Consider the following 18,056-nt stretch of genomic DNA (forward strand, 5'->3'; position numbering starts at 1 on the left):
ATACTCCTGCCCAGCAAACATGGCGGGGAGACGTAAGGCGTGTTTCTGAAGAGCCCGGTAAAGCGCGTGGCATCACGCATGGCGAAGGACAAGAAGGGCGCGACCGCGGTCGAGTTCGCCCTTGTCGCCTTGCCATTTCTGGCGTTGCTGGGTGCCATTCTTGAAACCGCTCTGGTGTTCTTCGCCGGGATGATGCTGGAACACGGGCTGTCGCAGTCCGCCCGCGAGATACGCACCGGGCAGCTTCAGCTGGCGGGCGGGTCGTCAGAGGCGTTCAGGAACTCGGTGTGCAGCCGCTCTGCGGGCCTGCTGCGTTGCAACCGCCTGCGCATCGATGTGCGTACGCTGGAAAGTTTTGGTGGTGCCACCGCTCTGCCGGTCGATGACGACGGCATGGTGGATCTCGACGAGGTGAGCTTCCTGCCGGGCAATCCGGGCGAGATCGTGCTGGTGCGTGCCTTCTACGACTGGTCACTGATCGTGCCCAATCTTGGCCTCGGCCTCTCGAACATGCCGGGCAATCGCCGCCTTCTCACGGCCACGGCTGCGTTCCGCAACGAACCCTTCCAGGAGGCCGTGCAATGAGCGCCCTTAACCGGATCAGACGGTTCGGCTCTGACCGCAGGGGCGTGTCGGCGGTCGAGTTTGCCCTGCTGGCACCTTTACTGATCGCGCTCTATGTCGGGGTAGTTCAGGTGACGCTCGTCCTGTCGGCTGACCGCAAGCTGACGGCGGCCTCCAGCGCGATTGCCGATCTGGTGGCCCAATCAGACAATCTGAATGATGAGGCGTTGGCCGATGTGCTGGCCGCCGCCCGGGCGATCATGGCCCCCTACGCGCCGGACAATCTGAATGTACGTGTCACCTCGATCAGCGCCAATAGCCTCGGTGTTCCGAGCCTGGAGTGGAGCCAGGGGCTTGGTCTGGCGGGACGGCTGGGCGCTGACCTGCCGCCGCTACCGGTGGGCATGCTGCTTCCTGATGGCGGCGTTGTCGTCGTGGAAGCGAATTATACCTATCATACGCCGCTGACCGGCAGCAGCTTTGGCCAGTTCAATCTGAGCGAAACCGTCTATATGCGCCCGCGCCGCGTCGGGTTTGTCAGCGGTGAGTGGCAACATGATGAGCCGCAAGTTCCGGCCAATGGTGGCGGGTCGGACGGTGGATCTGAGGGTGGTCCCGGTACCGGCTCAGGCAGTTCGGAATCCGGTGATGGCGATGGCGCGGGTGGTGAAACTGACCCCGGCAACGGCAACGGCAACGGTAATGGCAACGGCAACGGCAACGGGAACGGGAACGGGAACGGGAATAGCTGCCGCTTTACCGGCGTTCTCGCCGCCTTGCTCTGCCGTTAGCACGCGTTGAGCGCTCGCTAACCGGATACCCTGTGCACCCAATCTTAAGCCTGTTGTGGTGGGCTGGCCGTCTTGGGAAACTGAAGATGTGCCGGGCGTGATGCTGATCTATTTTTGCGTGAGTGCTGCAATTCTGCTCACCCTTCTGGCGGCGCTGGAAGACGTTCGCCGCTTCACGATTTCCAACTGGATACCCGGTGCGCTGATCGCCCTCTGGCTGGTTTATGCGCCGTTTTCCGGCATCGGATGGCAGGGCGCTGGCCTTAGCCTGCTGACGGGGCTTGGCGTGCTGGCGCTGATGATGGTGTTGTGGATGCCGGGCTGGCTGGGTGGCGGTGATGCCAAGCTGATTGCCGCGCTGGCGCTCTGGTTCGGCTGGCCGTCCGTTCTCACCTTCCTGCTGCTGGCGATGATCTGTGGCGGCGTTCTGGCGGCTATCCTGCTGCTCTTGCGCCGGTTTGCGCCCGCTTTGCCCATGTCTCCGGCCCGTCTTGCGGCCAGCCCGCTGGCCCAGGGTGCGCCGGTGCCATACGGCGTGGCGATTGCGGGCGGCATGCTATGGACGCTTCCCCACTCGCCGCTAATGGCGGCGTTCGGCGGTTAACGTCCTGGTGACCCAACTGGCACATTCCCTGCGCGGGACACACAACAGCTTCGATTATTAACGCGGCCTTGAGGTTTTGGCGGTGAGATCAGGCACAACTGCCTTTTCGCGCCGAGGGATCCGCGAGCTGCCATGAACGCCACCCGTATAGCCATTCTCGTCGCCGCCGGTCTGGCCGCAATTGTTGCGGCTTTCTTCGTGCGCAATGCCATGCAGCCACAAGTGATCGAGCGCACAGTAACAGAAGCCCCCGTGGCGGAAGCGCCTTCGGTCAGGGTGCTGGCGGCACGGTCTGATCTGGCCATGGGCCAGCGCGTGGCACCCGGCGACCTCTACTGGCAGCCCTGGCCGGAAGAAGCGGTTTCGTCCAGCTATATCCGCGAATCAGCTGACCGGGACGCGGTGAACCGGCTGGCCGGTTCGGTCGTGCGCGCCGCCATTGCGCGCGGTGAACCCATTACGGAGCGCCGGTTGGTGGCTCCCGGCGCCAGCGGTTTCATGGCAGCGGTGATTTCGCCCGGCATGCGCGCCATTGCCGTGCCGACATCGGCGCGTGCGGGCGCTGGCGGGTTCATCCTGCCCAATGACCGGGTTGACCTGATCGTCACCACGCAAGGCGAGCGCAACGCTTTCTCCGCGCAGACCCTGCTGGAAAATGTACGCGTGCTGGCGATTGACCAGTCCTTTTCCGAGGACGGGTCGGGCGCAGTCCTTGGTTCCACGGCGACGCTGGAAGTGACGCCCCGGCAGGCGCAAGTCGCCGCGCAGGCGATAGCAGGCGGCACGCTGACCTTGTCGCTGCGCAGCCTGTCGGATGCGGGCGAGCCATCGGCCGACACTGGCGAGATGGCGGATGACGGGCAGCGCGTCGTGCGCGTGTTCCGTTACGGGCGTGAAGAGCGTGTTGCGCTCAGTGCGCGGGGAGGGGAGTGATGGCGGGGAGATTTCTTGCCACGCTGGCGGCGCTTGCGCCGCTATTGCTGTGTGCGCCAGCCCATTCACAAGGCACAGGCGTAGAGCGCAACAACACGATGCAGGTGACGATCCGCCATCCCGGTGACGGGCCGGTATCGGAGCGCATCACCCTGCCGCTCGGTCAGGCCGCCGTGATCCACCTGCCTGTTGATGCTGCCGACGTGATGGTGGCAAGCCCGGCGGTGGCCGATGCGGTTGTGCGCACGCCCACCCGCGCCGTGCTTCTGGGCCAAGGTGTGGGGCGCACCAATGTCTTCTTCTTTGATAGCGATGGCGCACTGATCCTGGATCTGGCGGTGCGTGTCGAGCGCGATATGGACGGGCTGAGCGACGCGCTCCGGCGGTTTGTGCCTGATGGCCGTATCACCGCTGAATCCATGAACGCCAATATCGTGCTGTCGGGTACTGTGCCGTCCGCCAGCGCCGCCGACACCGCGCTGCAGGTAGCGCGCCGCTGGGCGGACGATCCTGAGCAGGTCATCAGCTTCCTGACCGTTGAAGGACGCGATCAGGTGCTGCTGCGTGTGCGTATTGTGGAAATGCAACGCACGCTGGTGCGCCAGCTCGGCATCAATCTGAGCGCCAATCTGAACACCGCCAGCCCGACGGTAAACCGCATCGAAACCGAGAACGCGTTCGGTCTGGCGGGCCGCGCGCTTGGCGGGCTGACCGCCCGGGCTGACCTTCTCAACGCGCTTGGTCCCAATACCCGGCTGGGTGCAACGTTTGCCGCGCTGGAGCGCGTCGGACTGGTACGCACGCTGGCCGAGCCCAATCTGAGCGCGATTTCCGGTGAGTCTGCGAACTTCCTGGCGGGCGGCGAGTTCCCCGTGCCTGTCGGACGTGATCGCGACGGCAATATCACGATTGAATACAAGCCCTTCGGGGTTGGTCTCGGATTTACGCCGGTCGTACTGTCGGAGGGGCGCATTTCGCTGCGCATCTCCACGGAGGTGTCGGAGCTCTCCAATCAGGGTTCGATTACGCTGGGCGGCAGTGCGCAGACGGATGCGGATGGGAATGTCGTTGGCGGCGTTCCGGCGCTGACCATTCCGTCGCTGACCGTGAACCGCGCGGAAACGACGGTGGAGCTGCCCTCTGGCGGCAGTCTGGTCATTGCCGGCCTGATCAAGGAAGAGACCCGGCAGGCCATGGACGGCGTTCCGGGGGTGGAGCGTCTGCCGGTTCTGGGCGCGCTTTTCCGCTCGCGTGATTTTGCCAATAGCGAGACCGAGCTGGTGATTGTGGTCACGCCCTACCTCGTCGATCCGACAAATCCGAGCGCTCTGGCATCGCCCGGTGACGGGTTCGAGCCTGCCTCGACAGCCTCTCACGTGTTTCTCGGCCGTCTGAACCGTGTCTATGCCGCGCCCGGCGCGCAGGTGGATGGACAGGGCTGGAACGGCCCTGTCGGCTTCAGCGTGGAGTAGCGCCATGATGATAAGAGCTCTTTGTCTGTCGCTTGCCGCTGCCCTTTCGCTGGCTGCCTGCGCCACCGCTCCGCGCGACCTGCCGCGAGCCAGCGCGGTGCCTGAAACCGTGCGTGTCGAAATGCCTGTCGATCCGCGCGATAACGGCCTTACCTGGGCGCAGCTGGAACTGATCGAGGCGCTGGCGGGCGAGTACAAGGCGCGCGGTCACGGACCGTTCGTGATCTCCTATCCCCAGAATGCCGGTAATGCAGACGCGGCGCTGGGCGCCATCGCCGATGTGCGCAACGCGCTTTACGGACACGGGCTGGACTGGCGCCAGATTGGCGGCGGGGCCTATGAGGCGCGCGGCTACGCCCAGGCGCCCGTGGTCTTTTCTTTCACGCGCTACCGCGCGGTAGCGCGTGAGTGCGAGAACCGCTGGAGCGATGTGCGCAATGCCCGGCCGGGCGGCGGCTGGGGCGGCTTTGGCTGCGCCACCGAGCAGAATCTCGCCGCGATGGTTGCTGACCCGCGCGATCTGGTCACGCCGCGCACCTTTGATGATCCCGATGCGGCCCGCCGCCAGACGGTTCTCGACCGCTGGCGTCAGGGCCAGTCCACCACAAGCGAACGCAGTGCCAGCGAAAGCGGCACGGTCAGCCGCGCCGTTGAATAGTCAAAACGCCCAGCCGGAAACAGACACACAATGACACAGCCCAGACCATACGAAGATGACGGGTTTGACGCCGGGGACGAGTTCCTGGGTGATGATTTCTCCACGCCGTCAGATCCGTTTCTGGATGCCGCTACGGTTGAGGCGCGCCTGCGCGGCGAGGTTGCGGCAGGCACGTTTGACGAGCCTGTACAGCCTGCGCCCCAGCCGGGTCCGGCGCCGGGATTCGGTGCGAAACTGGCTGCGGCCAACCGGGTGGCTCCCGATTTCCTCAGCGAGGCCGACCCCACACCGGCGCGCACCCAGCCTGAGGCGCGCGGCCAGGAATTGTCGGCTGTTTCGCCCGGGCTCTATGGCGAGGTCGATGCCGATGCAGGCGATGTCATCCAGCCTGTGCCGCGCATCTCGATCGAGGCTTTCTGCGAGCGGCCCGAGACGGGCGCTCTCATCCACAATGCCGGTGCTGACCGGCGGCTGGCCCGCGCCCATGTCAATGTCGAGCTTGGCGGGCTGGCGGGCGCTATCGAGCGCTTCCATGACGAGTCGACGCCCAATCTGCTGATTATCGAGACGGGCATGCGCGGCGCGCAGCTTTTCGCCCAGCTTGATGAGCTGGCCTCGGTCTGTGATGGCGACACGCGCATCATCATCATTGGCGCGGCCAACGATATCGGACTTTATCGCGAACTGATGCGCAGAGGCGTGAGCGAGTATCTCGTGCCGCCGATGACGCCGCTGCATCTGATCCGCACGATTTCTGGCCTGTTTGTTGATCCCGATGCCCCGTTTGCAGGCCGCTCCATCGCCTTTATCGGTGCCAAGGGCGGGGTGGGCTCTTCCACCATCGCCCACAATATCGCCTGGTGCATGGGCGAGCTGCAGCACATGGAAACCGTGCTGGTCGATCTTGATCTGAGTTTTGGCACCGCCGGTCTCGATTTCAATCAGGATCCCGCCCAGACGATCAGTCAGGCACTGGCGGACCCGGACCGGCTGGACGATGCGCTTCTCGACCGCCTGCTGGTCAAGTGCGGGGAGCGCCTCAGCCTGTTCTCGGCCCCGGCAACGCTGGAAAGCGACTGGGATTTTGGCCCCGAGGCGTTCGAGACGGTGCTGGAAAAAGTGCGTCGGCAGGCGCCTTATGTGGCGCTGGACCTGCCGCATGCCTGGTCGCCCTGGGTGCGCCGCACGCTGCTGTCGGCAGAGCAGGTGGTTGTCACGGTCACGCCGGACCTGGCCTGCCTGCGCAACGCCAAGAATCTGTTCGATCTGGTGCGCCAGAACCGGCCCAATGACGAGCCGCCCAAGGTCATCGTCAACATGGCCGGATGCCCGAAAAAGCCGGATATTCCGCTCAAAGACTTCTCCGACGCGCTCGGCACGGCACCCGCTCTGGTGCTGCCGTTCGAGCCGGCGTTGTTCGGGGCTGCGGCCAATAACGGTCAGATGATTGCCGAGGTCGATGCCAAGTCGAAAGCCGCTGACGGATTTATGCATGTGGCAAGCCAGCTGACGGGGCGCAGCTCTGCGCCTGTGCGCCAGCAGCGCTCGGGTCTGAAATCCCTGTTCGGACGCAAAGGCTAGAAACGGCACGCAAGGCATGTTCGGCAAGCGCACAACAACCCCACAGGCGACACCAGCGGCGGCCACGCCTGCTGCGGCTGCACCAGCGCCGCGGCCAGCTCCGGCACCTGCAGCCCAGCCACGCCCGCGTCCCGCTGCGCCAGCGCCCCAGCCGCGTGCCAGTGCCGCGCCGCAACCCTCCAGCAGGCCGAAGCCGCGCCCTGCCGTGCAGGTCGGTCAGGAGCGCTCGGCCGAGTACTACGCGATCAAGACGACGATCTTCAACGCGCTGATCGATACGATTGATCTTGGCCAGCTGGCCCGGCTCGACAACGCGACGGCGGCCGAAGAAATCCGCGATATCGTCACCGAGATCATCTCGATCAAGAACGTCGCAATGTCGATTGCCGAGCAGGAAAGCCTGCTGCAGGACATCTGCAATGACGTGCTGGGCTATGGTCCGCTGGAGCCGCTGCTGGCGCGCGACGACATCGCCGACATCATGGTCAATGGCGCGGGCGACGTGTTTATCGAGGTCAATGGCCGCGTCCAGAAGACCAATATCCGGTTCCGGGATAACGGCCAGCTGATGAATATCTGCCAGCGTATCGTGTCCCAGGTGGGCCGGCGCGTGGATGAAAGCTCACCGATCTGCGATGCGCGCCTGGCCGACGGCTCGCGCGTCAACGTCATCGCGCCGCCGCTGGCTCTTGATGGTCCCACGCTCACCATCCGGAAGTTCAAGAAAGACAAGCTGACCATGCAGCATCTGGTCGATTTCGGGTCGATCACGCCCGAAGGTGCCAAGGTGCTGCAGATCATCGGCGCGTCGCGCTGCAACGTGCTCATTTCCGGCGGTACGGGTTCGGGCAAGACGACGCTGCTCAACTGCCTGACCGGTTTCATCGGCGAGGAAGAGCGGGTCATCACCTGTGAAGACGCCGCCGAGCTGCAGCTGCAACAGCCCCACGTGGTGCGCCTTGAAACCCGCCCGCCCAATCTGGAAGGGACAGGCCAGGTTACGATGCGTGACCTGGTGAAAAACTGCCTGCGTATGCGCCCGGAGCGCATCATCGTCGGCGAGGTGCGCGGGCCTGAAGCCTTTGACCTGCTCCAGGCGATGAATACCGGCCATGACGGGTCCATGGGTACGCTGCACGCCAACAGCCCGCGTGAGGGACTGTCACGTATCGAGTCCATGATCACGATGGGCGGCTACAACCTGCCGACCAAGACCATCCGGGAAATGATCTCCGGTTCGATTGATGTGGTGGTCCAGGCGGCGCGCCTTCGCGATGGCACGCGCAAGATCACCCATATCACCGAGGTGCTGGGCATGGAGGGCGATGTCATCGTCACCCAGGACCTCTTTGTCTACGAGATCACGGGCGAGGATGAGCAGGGCAATATTGCCGGCCGCCACGTCTCGACGGGGATTGCCCGGCCGAAATTCTGGGACCGTGCCCGGTATTTCGGCCTCGAACGCGAACTGGCCGCCGCTCTCGACGCATCGGAGGCCTGACGCGCGATGGGCGACCTCTCCTTCATCATCGCTGCAATCGCCGCCTTCGTGGCCGTGGCGGGTGTCGGGATTGCGTTCACCAGCGGGGGCAATAAGCGTCAGGCCCAGCGGGTACAGATCGCCGTGGGCGCGCCTTTGCAGGCCGGAAGACGCCAGACAAGCGCGCTCGATCAGACCGCGCAGAAAAAACGTCAGGTCCAGGAAACACTCAAAGAGCTGGAAGAGCGTCAGAAGGCCGCGCGCAAGCGCGCCGTTACCTTGCGCGCCAAGCTGGAGCAGGCAGGCGTCAGCTGGACGCCGCAGCATTTCTGGATCGGCTCAGCGGTGATCGGGGTGGTGGCAGCCTTTGCCGTTTTTCTCAGCGGCATGAACGTGCTGATTACCCTGTCGGCGGGCTTTGTAGCCGGTTTTGGCCTGCCGCGCTGGGTGGTGGGATTTCTCGTTTCGCGCCGTCAGAAGAATTTCACCAATAATTTCGCAGACGCGATTGATATCGTTGTGCGCGGCGTGAAGTCGGGCCTGCCGCTGAACGAGTGCCTGAAGATCATTGCCCGGGAAAGCCCCGAGCCTGTCCGCACCGAGTTTGAAAAGCTCAATGAGGGTATCGCGGTAGGCGTCGATCTGGACGAGGGCATGCGGCGCATGACCCAGCGCATGCCGGTACCCGAGCTCAACTTCTTTGCCATCGTGCTGGTGATCCAGGCCAAGACCGGCGGCAATCTGGCAGAGGCGCTGGGCAATCTCTCGACGGTGCTGCGTGCGCGCAAGCTGATGGGTGAGAAGATCCAGGCGCTGTCGTCAGAGGCCAAGGCGTCCGCGATGATTATCGGTGCGCTGCCCCCACTCGTGCTGTGCATCGTGATGGTGGTGGCACCCGACTATATGAGCCTGATGTTCACCCACCCGCTGGGGCAGCTCATGCTGCTTGTCGGGCTGGTGTGGATGGCGATCGGCATCTTCGTCATGCGCGGCATGATCAACTTCAAGCACTAGGGCCTGTACTCACAAAGGATTTGGAGCGTGATATGCGCGAAAATGGTTCAATATCAGGAGCAGGCCCGATGGAAGGGCCGTCCCCTTTCGAGGGACTGCGACGCAAGAGTGGGCGATTTTCGCCATACTCCTGCGGAGCGCGGCGGATTTCATCCCTGACGGCGTCGAGCCGCCCTTGTGGAGGGATGCTCCACGGCGGGCGTCTCTCCTTATCAGAAACCAAATCCGCTACGCGTCACGCCCGAAACCTTTATGAGTGCAGGCCCTAGGCGGATATGTGATGCTCACCCAGTTCGCCCAGTGGATAACGACCCCGGCCAATCTGTTCGGCGTGCTGGCCTTTTTCCTCGTGTTCGCAACCGTACTGACCGTGTCCGGCCCGGCATTGGGCGGAAACAAGCTGGACAAGCGGATCAAGTCGGTGGCCAATCGCCGCGAGGAATTGCGCCGCAAATCGCGTGAAGCCCTGGAGCTTGAAGCGCGTGGCAGCGCGTTGAGGGGCAAGGATACCCGCTCGCTCTACCGCAAGGTGGTGGAGCGCCTGAACCTTCAGACACTTCTTGAAGACCCCAATCTCAAGAACAAGCTGGTGCAGGCGGGTATGCGCGGGCAGGGGCCGGTTTTCGCCTTCTATTTTGCACGCCTGATCGCGCCGATTGTGCTGTTTGCGCTGTCGCTGGCCTATCTGTTCCTGCTGAACGATTTTGGCCTGCCGACCATTCAGCGCCTCGCTATCGTCATGGGGCTGACGCTGCTGGGCTATTATGCGCCGGGCATCTATCTGTCCAACGCCGCGCAGAAGCGGCGCGATTCCATCATGCTTGCCTTCCCTGATGCGCTGGATCTGCTGCTGATCTGCGTTGAGGCCGGCATGTCCATTGAAGCGGCTTTCCAGAAAGTGGCCGCAGAAGTCGGCTCGAACTCTATCGAGCTCGCCGAGGAGCTGTCTCTTACCACGGCCGAGCTTGCCTATCTGCAGGATCGCCGCCAGGCGTACGAGAATCTCGCGGTGCGTACCAACCATCCCGGCGTGAAGGGCGTGGCAACGGCTCTTGTTCAGGCCGAGCGTTACGGTACCCCGCTAGGGCAGGCCCTGCGGGTGATGGCCAAGGAAAACCGGGATATGCGCATGGCGTCGGCAGAGAAAAAGGCCGCTGCGCTGCCTGCCAAACTGACCGTGCCGATGATCATCTTCTTCCTGCCGGTCCTCTTCATCGTCATCCTCGGCCCGGCCATCATCTCCTTCCAGGAGATGTGAGCGCGCTTGACGCACCCGCGACATTGCAGCTAACCCTGTCGCCGGTGGTGCTTTCGCGAGGAAGCCAAGAGGGAACACCGGTGAGGGGATTTATCCCCAAGTCCGGGACTGTGCCCGCAACTGTAGGCGGCGAGCCTTGATGCCATGAAGCCACTGGGAGCGATCCCGGGAAGGCGGCATCAGACAAGGCGTGGACCCGCAAGTCAGGAGACCTGCCACCGCAGTCGCTTGTGCAGGACCGGGTCCAGTCCTTCGGCACACGGATTTACTCCGTCATAGCGGCAAACAGCCGGGCCGTACGGCCTGCGCATTGCGTTTCGCGGATCGTCGCGAGGCGCTTAAGCGCAGTTCCGTCAGCCCGAAACGTTTGTAGCGGGCCGGTTCGCCGTCCCGCATGGGCAGGGCGGGGCATTTGCCATGCGCGTGCGTATATTGCTGACCGTAATCGGGGGGCTGCTGCTCACCAGCGGCGCTGTGGCCCAGCCGCAGCGCATTGTCTCGCTGGATTACTGCGCTGACCAGTATGTGCTGGGGCTGGCTGACCGCAGCCAGATTGCCGCGCTTTCACCTGATGCGCGCGCAGATTTCTCCTCCCATGCCGCTATCGCCGAAGGTATCGCGCAGGCGCGTCCGCTGGCCGAAGAGATAATCGCGCACCGGCCCGACATGGTTGTGCGCAGCTGGGGCGGTGATCCGCGTATTCTTGCCCTGTTCGAGCGGCTCGATATCCCCGTTCACCAGATTGGCTATATCGCAGACTTTGACGATATCCGCCGTGAGACGCGCGGCGCGGCGTCGGCCTTCGGCCAGGCAGAGCGTGGTGACGCCGTGCTCGCGGCCATGGACGCGGCGCTGGCCAGCGCGTCTGCCGCCAGCGAAATGCCGGCGCTTTACGTCACGCCCGGCGGCGTCACGGCAGGGCAGGGCACCTTTATCGACGCGCTTCTGGGTGCGGCGGGCTTGCGCAACGCTGCTGGCGGCCAGACAGGCTGGGTCAGCATGCCGCTGGAAGCGGTGGCAACGCAGGTGCCCGCCATCTTCGTGACCGGCTTTGCCAATAGTGCCACTGACCGGGTGGACCGCTGGAGCGCCAGCCGGCACCCGGTTATGCGCCGGGCTTTAGGCGCGCGCCCTGTGCTGGCTCTCGATACCGGCGTCATCGCCTGCACCACGTGGCTGGCAGGCGCAGAAGCGGCGCGCCTTCATGCATTCGCCAGAGACCATCAACCCATGTTGCGCGGGGAACAGCCATGATGCCGATCAGGTTCAATCTTGTGATGGCGGGCGTGGCGCTCCTTGCCGTGCTGGCGGCTCTGGCCCCTGCCAGTGGCTGGGCCGATATCGCATCGCTTGGCCAGTCCGGTGCAGAGGGCGAGCTGGCCCGCATTCTGGTGCTGGAAATCCGCCTGCCACGCATTCTGGCGGCGTTTGGCGTTGGTGCAGCGCTGGGTCTTGCCGGGGCCGCCCTGCAGGGCCTTTTGCGCAACCCGCTGGCCGATCCCGGTGTGCTGGGCGTGTCAGGTGCCTCTGCGCTCGGCGCCGTGATTGCGGTCTATTTCAACCTTGCGGCGTTGAGCGTCTGGGCGATGCCGGGCCTTGCCATCCTCATGGCGCTGGGCACGACCGTCCTGCTCTATGTGCTGGGTGCCAGCTCTGTCTCGACTACACGGCTGATCCTTGTCGGTGTGGGCCTGTCGAGCCTCGCGGGCGCTTTGATGGCGCTTCTGATGAATCTCGCGCCCAATCCGTTTTCGCTCTCCGACCTCATCAACTGGCTTCTGGGATCGGTTGCCAACCGCTCCTGGGCCGATATCGGCTTTGCTGCGCCGTTCTGGGTGATTGGCCTTGTTCTGGTGCTGATGGCCGGGCCGGGCCTGCGCGCGCTGACGCTGGGCGAAGAAGGCGCATCGGGGCTGGGCGCAAACGTGCCGCGCATACGCCTGCTGGTCATCATTGGCAGTGCGCTGCTGACCGGTGCCAGCGTCGCCATTGCCGGGATTATCGGTTTTGTCGGCATTGTCGCGCCGCATGTGGTGCGGCCTTTCGTGCGCCATGATCCGGGTGATCTGTTGCTGCCATCGGCCCTGCTGGCGGGCACGGTTCTGGTGCTGGCCGATATGGCGGTTCGTGTCTTGCCGTTTGCTATCGAGATGAAGCTTGGCGTGACGGCGGCGCTTATCGGCGCGCCTGCCTTCATCTGGATAGCGGCGCGGGCGCGGAGGATGGGCCAATGAGTGCGCGCCTCGACATCATCGCCGCCAGCGCGGGCCACGACGCGCGCACCGTGCTGAGTGACGTGACCTTCTGCGTGCAGCCGGGTGAGCTTATCTGTCTTGTCGGACCCAATGGCGCAGGCAAGTCGACCCTGCTGAAACTTGCTGCCGGGATCCTTCCTGCCCGGACGGGCGAAGTGCGTCTTGGCGGGCAGGATGCGTCCGCGATGTCCGCGCGCGAGCGTGCGTCTCACATGGCCTGGCTGGCGCAGGAGCGCGGTGCGGCCTGGGCCATGCGCGGCGTGGATATTGTCGCGCTGGGCCGGTTTGCCCATGAGGGGCGGCCCTATGAGCGCCTGCCTGACGCCGCCCGCGAAAGCGTCAATACAGCGATTGAACGGTGCGGGGCATCCGGCTTTGCGCACCGTCCGGTTGATACGCTGTCAGGCGGCGAGAAAGCGCGCATCCATCTGGCCCGCACGCTCGCAGCCTGTGCGCCGCTTCTCTTGCTCGACGAGCCGCTTAACGCGCTCGATCCGCGTCATCAGCTTGATGTGATGGCGCTGTTGCGGGCAGAGGCGGCAAGCGGCACCGCCATCATCCTCGCCTTGCATGATCTGGCGATGGCGCGCCGCCACGCGACCCGCGTCATTGTGCTGGATGAAGGGCGCATCGTTGCCGATGGCCCGCCCGCAACCGCTCTGAGTTCCACCATCCTTGCCAACGTTTTTGCCGTCCGGGAGGCCCCGGACGGGGGCTTCTCGCCGGTCTGATTTCAACCAGGAGAAAGTCTTATGTTTTCAGTCAGTGTTCTTGCGCTATCGGCCGCTCTGGCCAGCGAGGCGGGCGATATCTCTGATGTCGTGACCGTCACCGGCACGCGCGTGCCGGTTGCCGCCGAACGCCTGGCGCTGCGCGTCGATACGCTGGACCGCGACACCATTGAAGTGGAAGGCCTGACCGATCTGGCCAGCGCCCTGTCGCGTTATCCGGGCTTTTCCGTCGTCCAGTCGGGCGGGATCGGGGCGACAACTTCCATCTTTGCGCGCGGCACCAATGCCAAGCACACGCTGGTCCTGTTTGACGGCATTCGCGTAAACGATGCTTCTACCCCTTCGGGCCAGTTTGATGCTGGTCAGGATTCGCTGGGTGATCTCGACCGGGTGGAGATTGCGCGCGGGCCGCTCTCCTCGCTTTACGGCTCGGATGCGATTGGCGGCGTTATAAATCTGGTCCCGCGCCGGGGCGGGGACAGCGAATTCTCGCCGTATCTCGATCTGTCGGCAGGCTCGTTCAACACGATCCGCCTGCTGGCGGGCGCATCCGGCACTACCGGTTCGCTGGAATACGGGCTCAGCGCAGAGCGCTATCAGAGCGATGGCTTTAACGTGACGCCCGCCCGCATGGCGCTGTCTGGCAATGAGCGCGATGGCGGGGAGATCACCACCATCACCGCCAATGCCGCCTATGATCTCGGCAATGGTTTCAGCCTGACAGGCATCGTCCGGCACCGGGAATCCACGAGCGATTTTGACACCTTCTCCGGCGGGCCGGGCTTCTCCCAGCGCGCGGACGATCCAGGTCTTGAGCTGTCGCGCAATGACCAGACGCTCTGGCGGGCCGGTCTTGGCTGGCAGAGCACGGACGCCCGCCTGACCAGCGCGCTGCGCCTGGGCCAGGTGCGTCATGACCGCGAAAGCAGCGATGCAGGCGCTGTCACCGACACCTATGGCGCGCGCCGCAGCTTCGTGGAATGGCTGAACACCTGGCAGCCGCAAGGGCTTGCAGCGCTGGAGCCGGTTGTCGCGTTCGGCGTGCAGGCCGAACGGGATTCCATCAACACGGCCACGGCGTGGGATAATCCGCTCTCGCGCTCGGAAAATAATGTCGGTGCGTATGTGAACGTACAGGCGCTGGCAGCGGACATGTTTGATCTGTCCGGCTCGTTGCGCGTGGATGATTTCGGCGGATTTGGCACACAGACCACCTGGTCGCTTGGCGGCGTCTGGAGTGTTCCGCAAACGCCGTTCCAGCTGTTTGCCCGCTATGCCACCGCCTTCAAGGCGCCGACCCTGTCAGAGCGGTTCACCAGCTCGGCCTTCACCACGCCAAACCCCGATCTGCAGCCTGAAGAGGCTGAAAGCTGGGAAGTGGGCGCGCGCGCCAGCTTCGAGCTGGCTGGCGAACGGTTGGCCAACGTGTCCATCAGCTATTTCGAGACCGACATCGATAACCTGATCGAGAACGTGTTCGATTTCGTGACCTTTACCGGTTCGAACCAGAATGTAGGCCGGGCCGAGCTTTCAGGCGTCGAAGTCGCTGGCACGCTCGACCTGACGGCCAATCTGCAGCTTGATGTCGATTATGCCTATGTGGAGGCCACCAACGCCGTCACCGATACGCCGCTTTTGCGCCGTCCGCGCCATAGCTGGTCGGCCGGTCTCGTCTGGCGGCCGGTCGAGGCGCTTTCCCTGTCGGCGCGTTATCAGCGCACCGGCGCGCGGCGCGATGTGACCTATGATGATGACGGCTTCTTTGTCAGCGGCAATGCGCCGGTGGCAGGCTATGAGCTGGTCAATGTCTCAGGCCAGTGGCGGTTCAGCGAACAGCTCAGCGCCTATGTCACTGTGACGAACGCGTTTGATACGGTTTACGAACAGCCGGCCGCTTTTGCTGGTGCGCCGCGCATGGTGGTGGCTGGTTTGCGGGTGGCGTACTAGCCGTCATAGGGGCGCACGGAGCGCACAGCCATGGCATAGGCTGCGTCGGCCAGGTCTGTTTCGACGCGCTGTATCTCCATGCGCCCCTCCACCCAGACAGGATCCCAGAGCTGGCTGAACCGGATCGGCTCCGCCGAGCGCAGATAGACGATCTGGTTCGGCGGGGGCGGGGGATAATGAATGCAGGCCCCGTGATAGGGCAGGAAGAGAAACTCGCGCGCCTGGCCGCGCTGGGCATAGTCCAGCGGCAGGATATAGCCCGGCATGCGCACGATGAGGCCATCAAGCTCGTCTACGACGTTGAACGTACCCATCTGTTCGTCCCGGCGGGTCTGGAACTGGCTCATCAGCGTGGGCGGCGCGATGCCTTCCTCAAGCGCCAGCAGCATTTCCAGCTCCCCCTCGGGCAGCAGGTCGCGCCAGTTGAGCAGTTCGGCCTCGGCGGCGGGATCGACATGCAGATCACCTTCAACCTCCGCAACAGGCTGCCCGCCAGCGCCGTTTTCGGCAGGGGAGCAGGCTGCGAGGAGGAGGGCTGCCATCAGGGCCAGCGGGGTCGTGGTACGCATAGGGCAATGCTCCGGATGAAATCTCGCTGCGAGGTTAACGGGCCACACACCCCGTTTTAACGCACCTTGGCGCATAGTCGCTTCAGAACCGCAGAAAAAAGCGGCTGGAGGGTGTGATATGGGGTTTGCCGAGGCGCGCGCAATTGCGCGTGAGCAAGAGACTGCGCAGCGCGTACGTGAAGCCGCGCGTCTTCTGATAACCAGCAGCGCCAAGCAGGCTGTGCCGATGAATATCATCGGCGCTGCGGGCGTGGGCGCCATGCTCTACGGGTCGGCTCCCCTGCCGCTTCTGGCGGCCTGGGTCGCCGCGATGGTTGTTGCCTCGGTCCTGCGCCTGTTGTCACTACACCGCGCCCGCAAATCGGGTGCCGTGCCGACGCCTGGCCAGATGACCTGCTATATGATCTGCACCGGCTTTGTCGGTGCGCTCTGGGGCGGGGCTGGCTTTCTGCTGCCTTCTGATGCGCCCATGGGCGCCGTGCTGGCAGTAGCGGTAATGATTTCGGGCATGTCAGCGGGTGCTGCCATGACATCGGCGGCCGAGCCGCGCGTCGTGCTGGCCTATAACATACCCTGCCTGTCGCTGGCGGCGCTGTGGTATGCGTCGTTTGCGTCCATGACAGGGTTTGTCCTGGCGGGCATGACACTCCTGTTCTTCGTGGTGACAACACGGCTGGCGGCAACCTATCGCAAGAGCCTGGTCGAGACCGTCGAGGCGACCGCTGATCTGGAAGAGGCGCGCCAGGATGCCGAGGCGCAGCGCGAGGCGCTGGCCCGTCTTGCCGAGCGTCACGAGGCCGCGGCAGGCGCTGCCGAAGGCGAAGCCCGCCACAAGGCCGCCATGCTGGCCAATATGAGCCATGAGCTCGGCGCGCCGCTCAACTCCATTCTTGCCCAGACGCAGATGCTGCAAGATGCCGCCCTGTCTCCTGATGCCCGGCGCATGGTTGCTCGCATAGCGGAGTCCGGGGATGCCCTTGCCGGGCTGGTGGCTGAAATTCTGGATGTATCGCGCATTGAGGCAGGCAGTTTTGAGCTGCGTCTGGATGACTTTCCGGCCGAGCGCCTGCGTGAGCGCCTGGAGCGTTTCGGCACCAAGCGCGCGGCGCCCAAGGGGCTGGATTTCCGCGTCGAGATGAATATCGACGAAAAACTGCACCTGCGCGGCGATCAGGACAGGCTTGTGCAGATGGCCGAAATCTTCGTTGCCAATGCGGTGCGTTTCACCCAGTCCGGTGAAGTGTGCGTTACCTTCAGTGTTTCGGAACCGGGCAATGATGGCACCAGCCGCCTGCGGATCGCCGTCAGCGATACTGGCCGCGGCGTGCTTGAGGGCCATCGCGCCGGACTGTTTGACGTGTTCGCCGAAAAGGCGGCCAAGCCCGGCTCTGGCGGCGGCACTGGGCTTTCCTTGCACCTTGCCAAGCGCATCGCCGCGATGATGGGCGGCGAGGTGGGCTATACGCCGGGGAATCCCGGTTCCATCTTCTGGTATGAGGTGCCTGTGCGCACAGCCAACCGGCCTGGCCGGATCGGCGATGAGCGCCTCGCCTTTGCCAATCGCCGCCTGCGCATGCTGGTGTGCGAAGCTGATCCGGCCCGCCGCGCGGTTCTGCTGGGGTATCTCAAATCCTTCAACTGTGTGGTCAGCTGCGCCACCAGCATCAGTGAAATGATCGAAGGTCTGGGTGCGTCAGCCTATGATTGCATCATCCTGGGCATGAATCTTGGCAATATCGAGCCGGAGGACGCGCTGCAGGATATCCGCATGCTGGCCTCGACCGCTTCGCTTACCCCGATTGTACGCCTCGCGCCGGGCCTTCAGACGCCCGTACAGCGCGCCGGCGGCGAGGTGCTGGTACGCGCGCCGGTGACCTCGGAACCTCTCCTGCAGGCTCTGGAGGAGGCGCTGGCCGAGGATCCGTCGGCTATCGCCTATCTGCGCCGGACGGCCTAGGGCCTGTACTCATAAAGGTTTCGGGCGTGACGCGTAGCGGATTTGGTTGCTGACAAGGAGAGACGCCCGCCGTGGAGCATCCCTCCACAAGGACGGCTCGACGCGGTCAGTGACGAAATCCGCCGCGCTCCGCAGGAGTATGGCGAAAATCGCCCACTCTTGCGTCGCAGCCCCTCGAAAGGGGACAGCCCTTCCGTCGGGCCTGCTCCTGATATTGAACGATTTTCGCGCATATCACGCTC

Annotated in this window: 16 protein-coding genes and 1 riboswitch; of the genes, 15 read left to right on the forward strand and 1 reads right to left on the reverse strand. The window is 64.2% G+C overall.

The window, feature by feature from the left end; all coding sequences use genetic code 11:
• The first annotated feature begins 39 nt into the window (after positions 1–39).
• From ACQ5ID_RS10950 to ACQ5ID_RS11015, 14 genes are all read left to right on the forward strand, one after another.
• Positions 40–585, forward strand: coding sequence for a TadE/TadG family type IV pilus assembly protein (locus ACQ5ID_RS10950; protein ID WP_429912479.1), 546 nt, complete (start codon positions 40–42; stop codon positions 583–585).
• Positions 582–1,355 (forward strand): TadE/TadG family type IV pilus assembly protein, encoded by a 774-nt coding sequence (locus ACQ5ID_RS10955; RefSeq protein ID WP_429912480.1) that lies wholly within the window; start codon positions 582–584, stop codon positions 1,353–1,355. Before ACQ5ID_RS10950 ends, ACQ5ID_RS10955 begins: the two co-directional genes overlap by 4 nt.
• A gap of 100 nt (positions 1,356–1,455) precedes the next feature.
• A complete protein-coding gene (locus ACQ5ID_RS10960; protein WP_429912481.1) occupies positions 1,456–1,959 on the forward strand; it encodes an A24 family peptidase in 504 nt (167 codons plus the stop codon).
• A 132-nt stretch (positions 1,960–2,091) separates the two neighbouring features.
• Complete coding sequence (gene cpaB / locus ACQ5ID_RS10965; protein ID WP_429912482.1) at positions 2,092–2,892, forward strand: Flp pilus assembly protein CpaB; 801 nt, start codon at positions 2,092–2,094, stop codon at positions 2,890–2,892.
• The gene (locus tag ACQ5ID_RS10970; protein WP_429912483.1) at positions 2,892–4,364 is read left to right on the forward strand and encodes a type II and III secretion system protein family protein; all 1,473 of its coding nucleotides are present in this window, start codon (positions 2,892–2,894) and stop codon (positions 4,362–4,364) included. The genes cpaB and ACQ5ID_RS10970 overlap by 1 nt, the downstream gene beginning before the upstream one ends.
• 4 nt (positions 4,365–4,368) lie before the next feature.
• Positions 4,369–5,022, forward strand: coding sequence for a CpaD family pilus assembly lipoprotein (locus ACQ5ID_RS10975; RefSeq protein WP_429912484.1), 654 nt, complete (start codon positions 4,369–4,371; stop codon positions 5,020–5,022).
• A gap of 30 nt (positions 5,023–5,052) precedes the next feature.
• Complete coding sequence (locus ACQ5ID_RS10980; protein ID WP_429912485.1) at positions 5,053–6,603, forward strand: AAA family ATPase; 1,551 nt, start codon at positions 5,053–5,055, stop codon at positions 6,601–6,603.
• 16 nt (positions 6,604–6,619) lie between these two features.
• Positions 6,620–8,104, forward strand: a complete 1,485-nt coding sequence (locus tag ACQ5ID_RS10985; RefSeq protein ID WP_429912486.1) for a CpaF family protein — start codon at positions 6,620–6,622, stop codon at positions 8,102–8,104.
• Positions 8,105–8,110: 6 nt separating this feature from the next.
• The gene (locus ACQ5ID_RS10990; RefSeq protein ID WP_429912487.1) at positions 8,111–9,097 is read left to right on the forward strand and encodes a type II secretion system F family protein; all 987 of its coding nucleotides are present in this window, start codon (positions 8,111–8,113) and stop codon (positions 9,095–9,097) included.
• A 280-nt stretch (positions 9,098–9,377) separates the two neighbouring features.
• On the forward strand, positions 9,378–10,355 hold the full coding sequence (locus tag ACQ5ID_RS10995; protein ID WP_429912488.1) for a type II secretion system F family protein: 978 nt from the start codon (positions 9,378–9,380) through the stop codon (positions 10,353–10,355).
• A gap of 28 nt (positions 10,356–10,383) precedes the next feature.
• Positions 10,384–10,589, forward strand: a riboswitch (cobalamin riboswitch).
• Positions 10,590–10,772: 183 nt separating this feature from the next.
• A complete protein-coding gene (locus ACQ5ID_RS11000; RefSeq protein ID WP_429912489.1) occupies positions 10,773–11,609 on the forward strand; it encodes an ABC transporter substrate-binding protein in 837 nt (278 codons plus the stop codon).
• Entirely contained in the window at positions 11,606–12,589 is a 984-nt protein-coding gene (locus tag ACQ5ID_RS11005; protein ID WP_429912490.1) for a FecCD family ABC transporter permease, read from the forward strand. Before ACQ5ID_RS11000 ends, ACQ5ID_RS11005 begins: the two co-directional genes overlap by 4 nt.
• A complete protein-coding gene (locus ACQ5ID_RS11010) occupies positions 12,586–13,341 on the forward strand; it encodes an ABC transporter ATP-binding protein (protein WP_429912491.1) in 756 nt (251 codons plus the stop codon). Before ACQ5ID_RS11005 ends, ACQ5ID_RS11010 begins: the two co-directional genes overlap by 4 nt.
• A 21-nt stretch (positions 13,342–13,362) precedes the next feature.
• Positions 13,363–15,288 carry a TonB-dependent receptor plug domain-containing protein gene (locus ACQ5ID_RS11015; protein WP_429912492.1) on the forward strand — a complete coding sequence of 642 codons (1,926 nt, stop codon included), beginning with the start codon at positions 13,363–13,365 and terminating at the stop codon, positions 15,286–15,288.
• Here the strand turns inward: ACQ5ID_RS11015 and ACQ5ID_RS11020 are convergent.
• Positions 15,285–15,857 carry a DUF3299 domain-containing protein gene (locus tag ACQ5ID_RS11020; RefSeq protein ID WP_429912493.1) on the reverse strand — a complete coding sequence of 191 codons (573 nt, stop codon included), beginning with the start codon at positions 15,855–15,857 and terminating at the stop codon, positions 15,285–15,287. The genes ACQ5ID_RS11015 and ACQ5ID_RS11020 overlap by 4 nt on opposite strands.
• Positions 15,858–15,975: 118 nt before the next feature.
• On the opposite strand from ACQ5ID_RS11020, the gene ACQ5ID_RS11025 reads away from it, so the two are divergent.
• A complete protein-coding gene (locus ACQ5ID_RS11025; protein ID WP_429912494.1) occupies positions 15,976–17,814 on the forward strand; it encodes an ATP-binding protein in 1,839 nt (612 codons plus the stop codon).
• Positions 17,815–18,056: the final 242 nt, after the last annotated feature.

The organism is Glycocaulis sp. (assembly GCF_050485565.1).
Classification (GTDB): Bacteria; Pseudomonadota; Alphaproteobacteria; order Caulobacterales; family Maricaulaceae; genus Glycocaulis.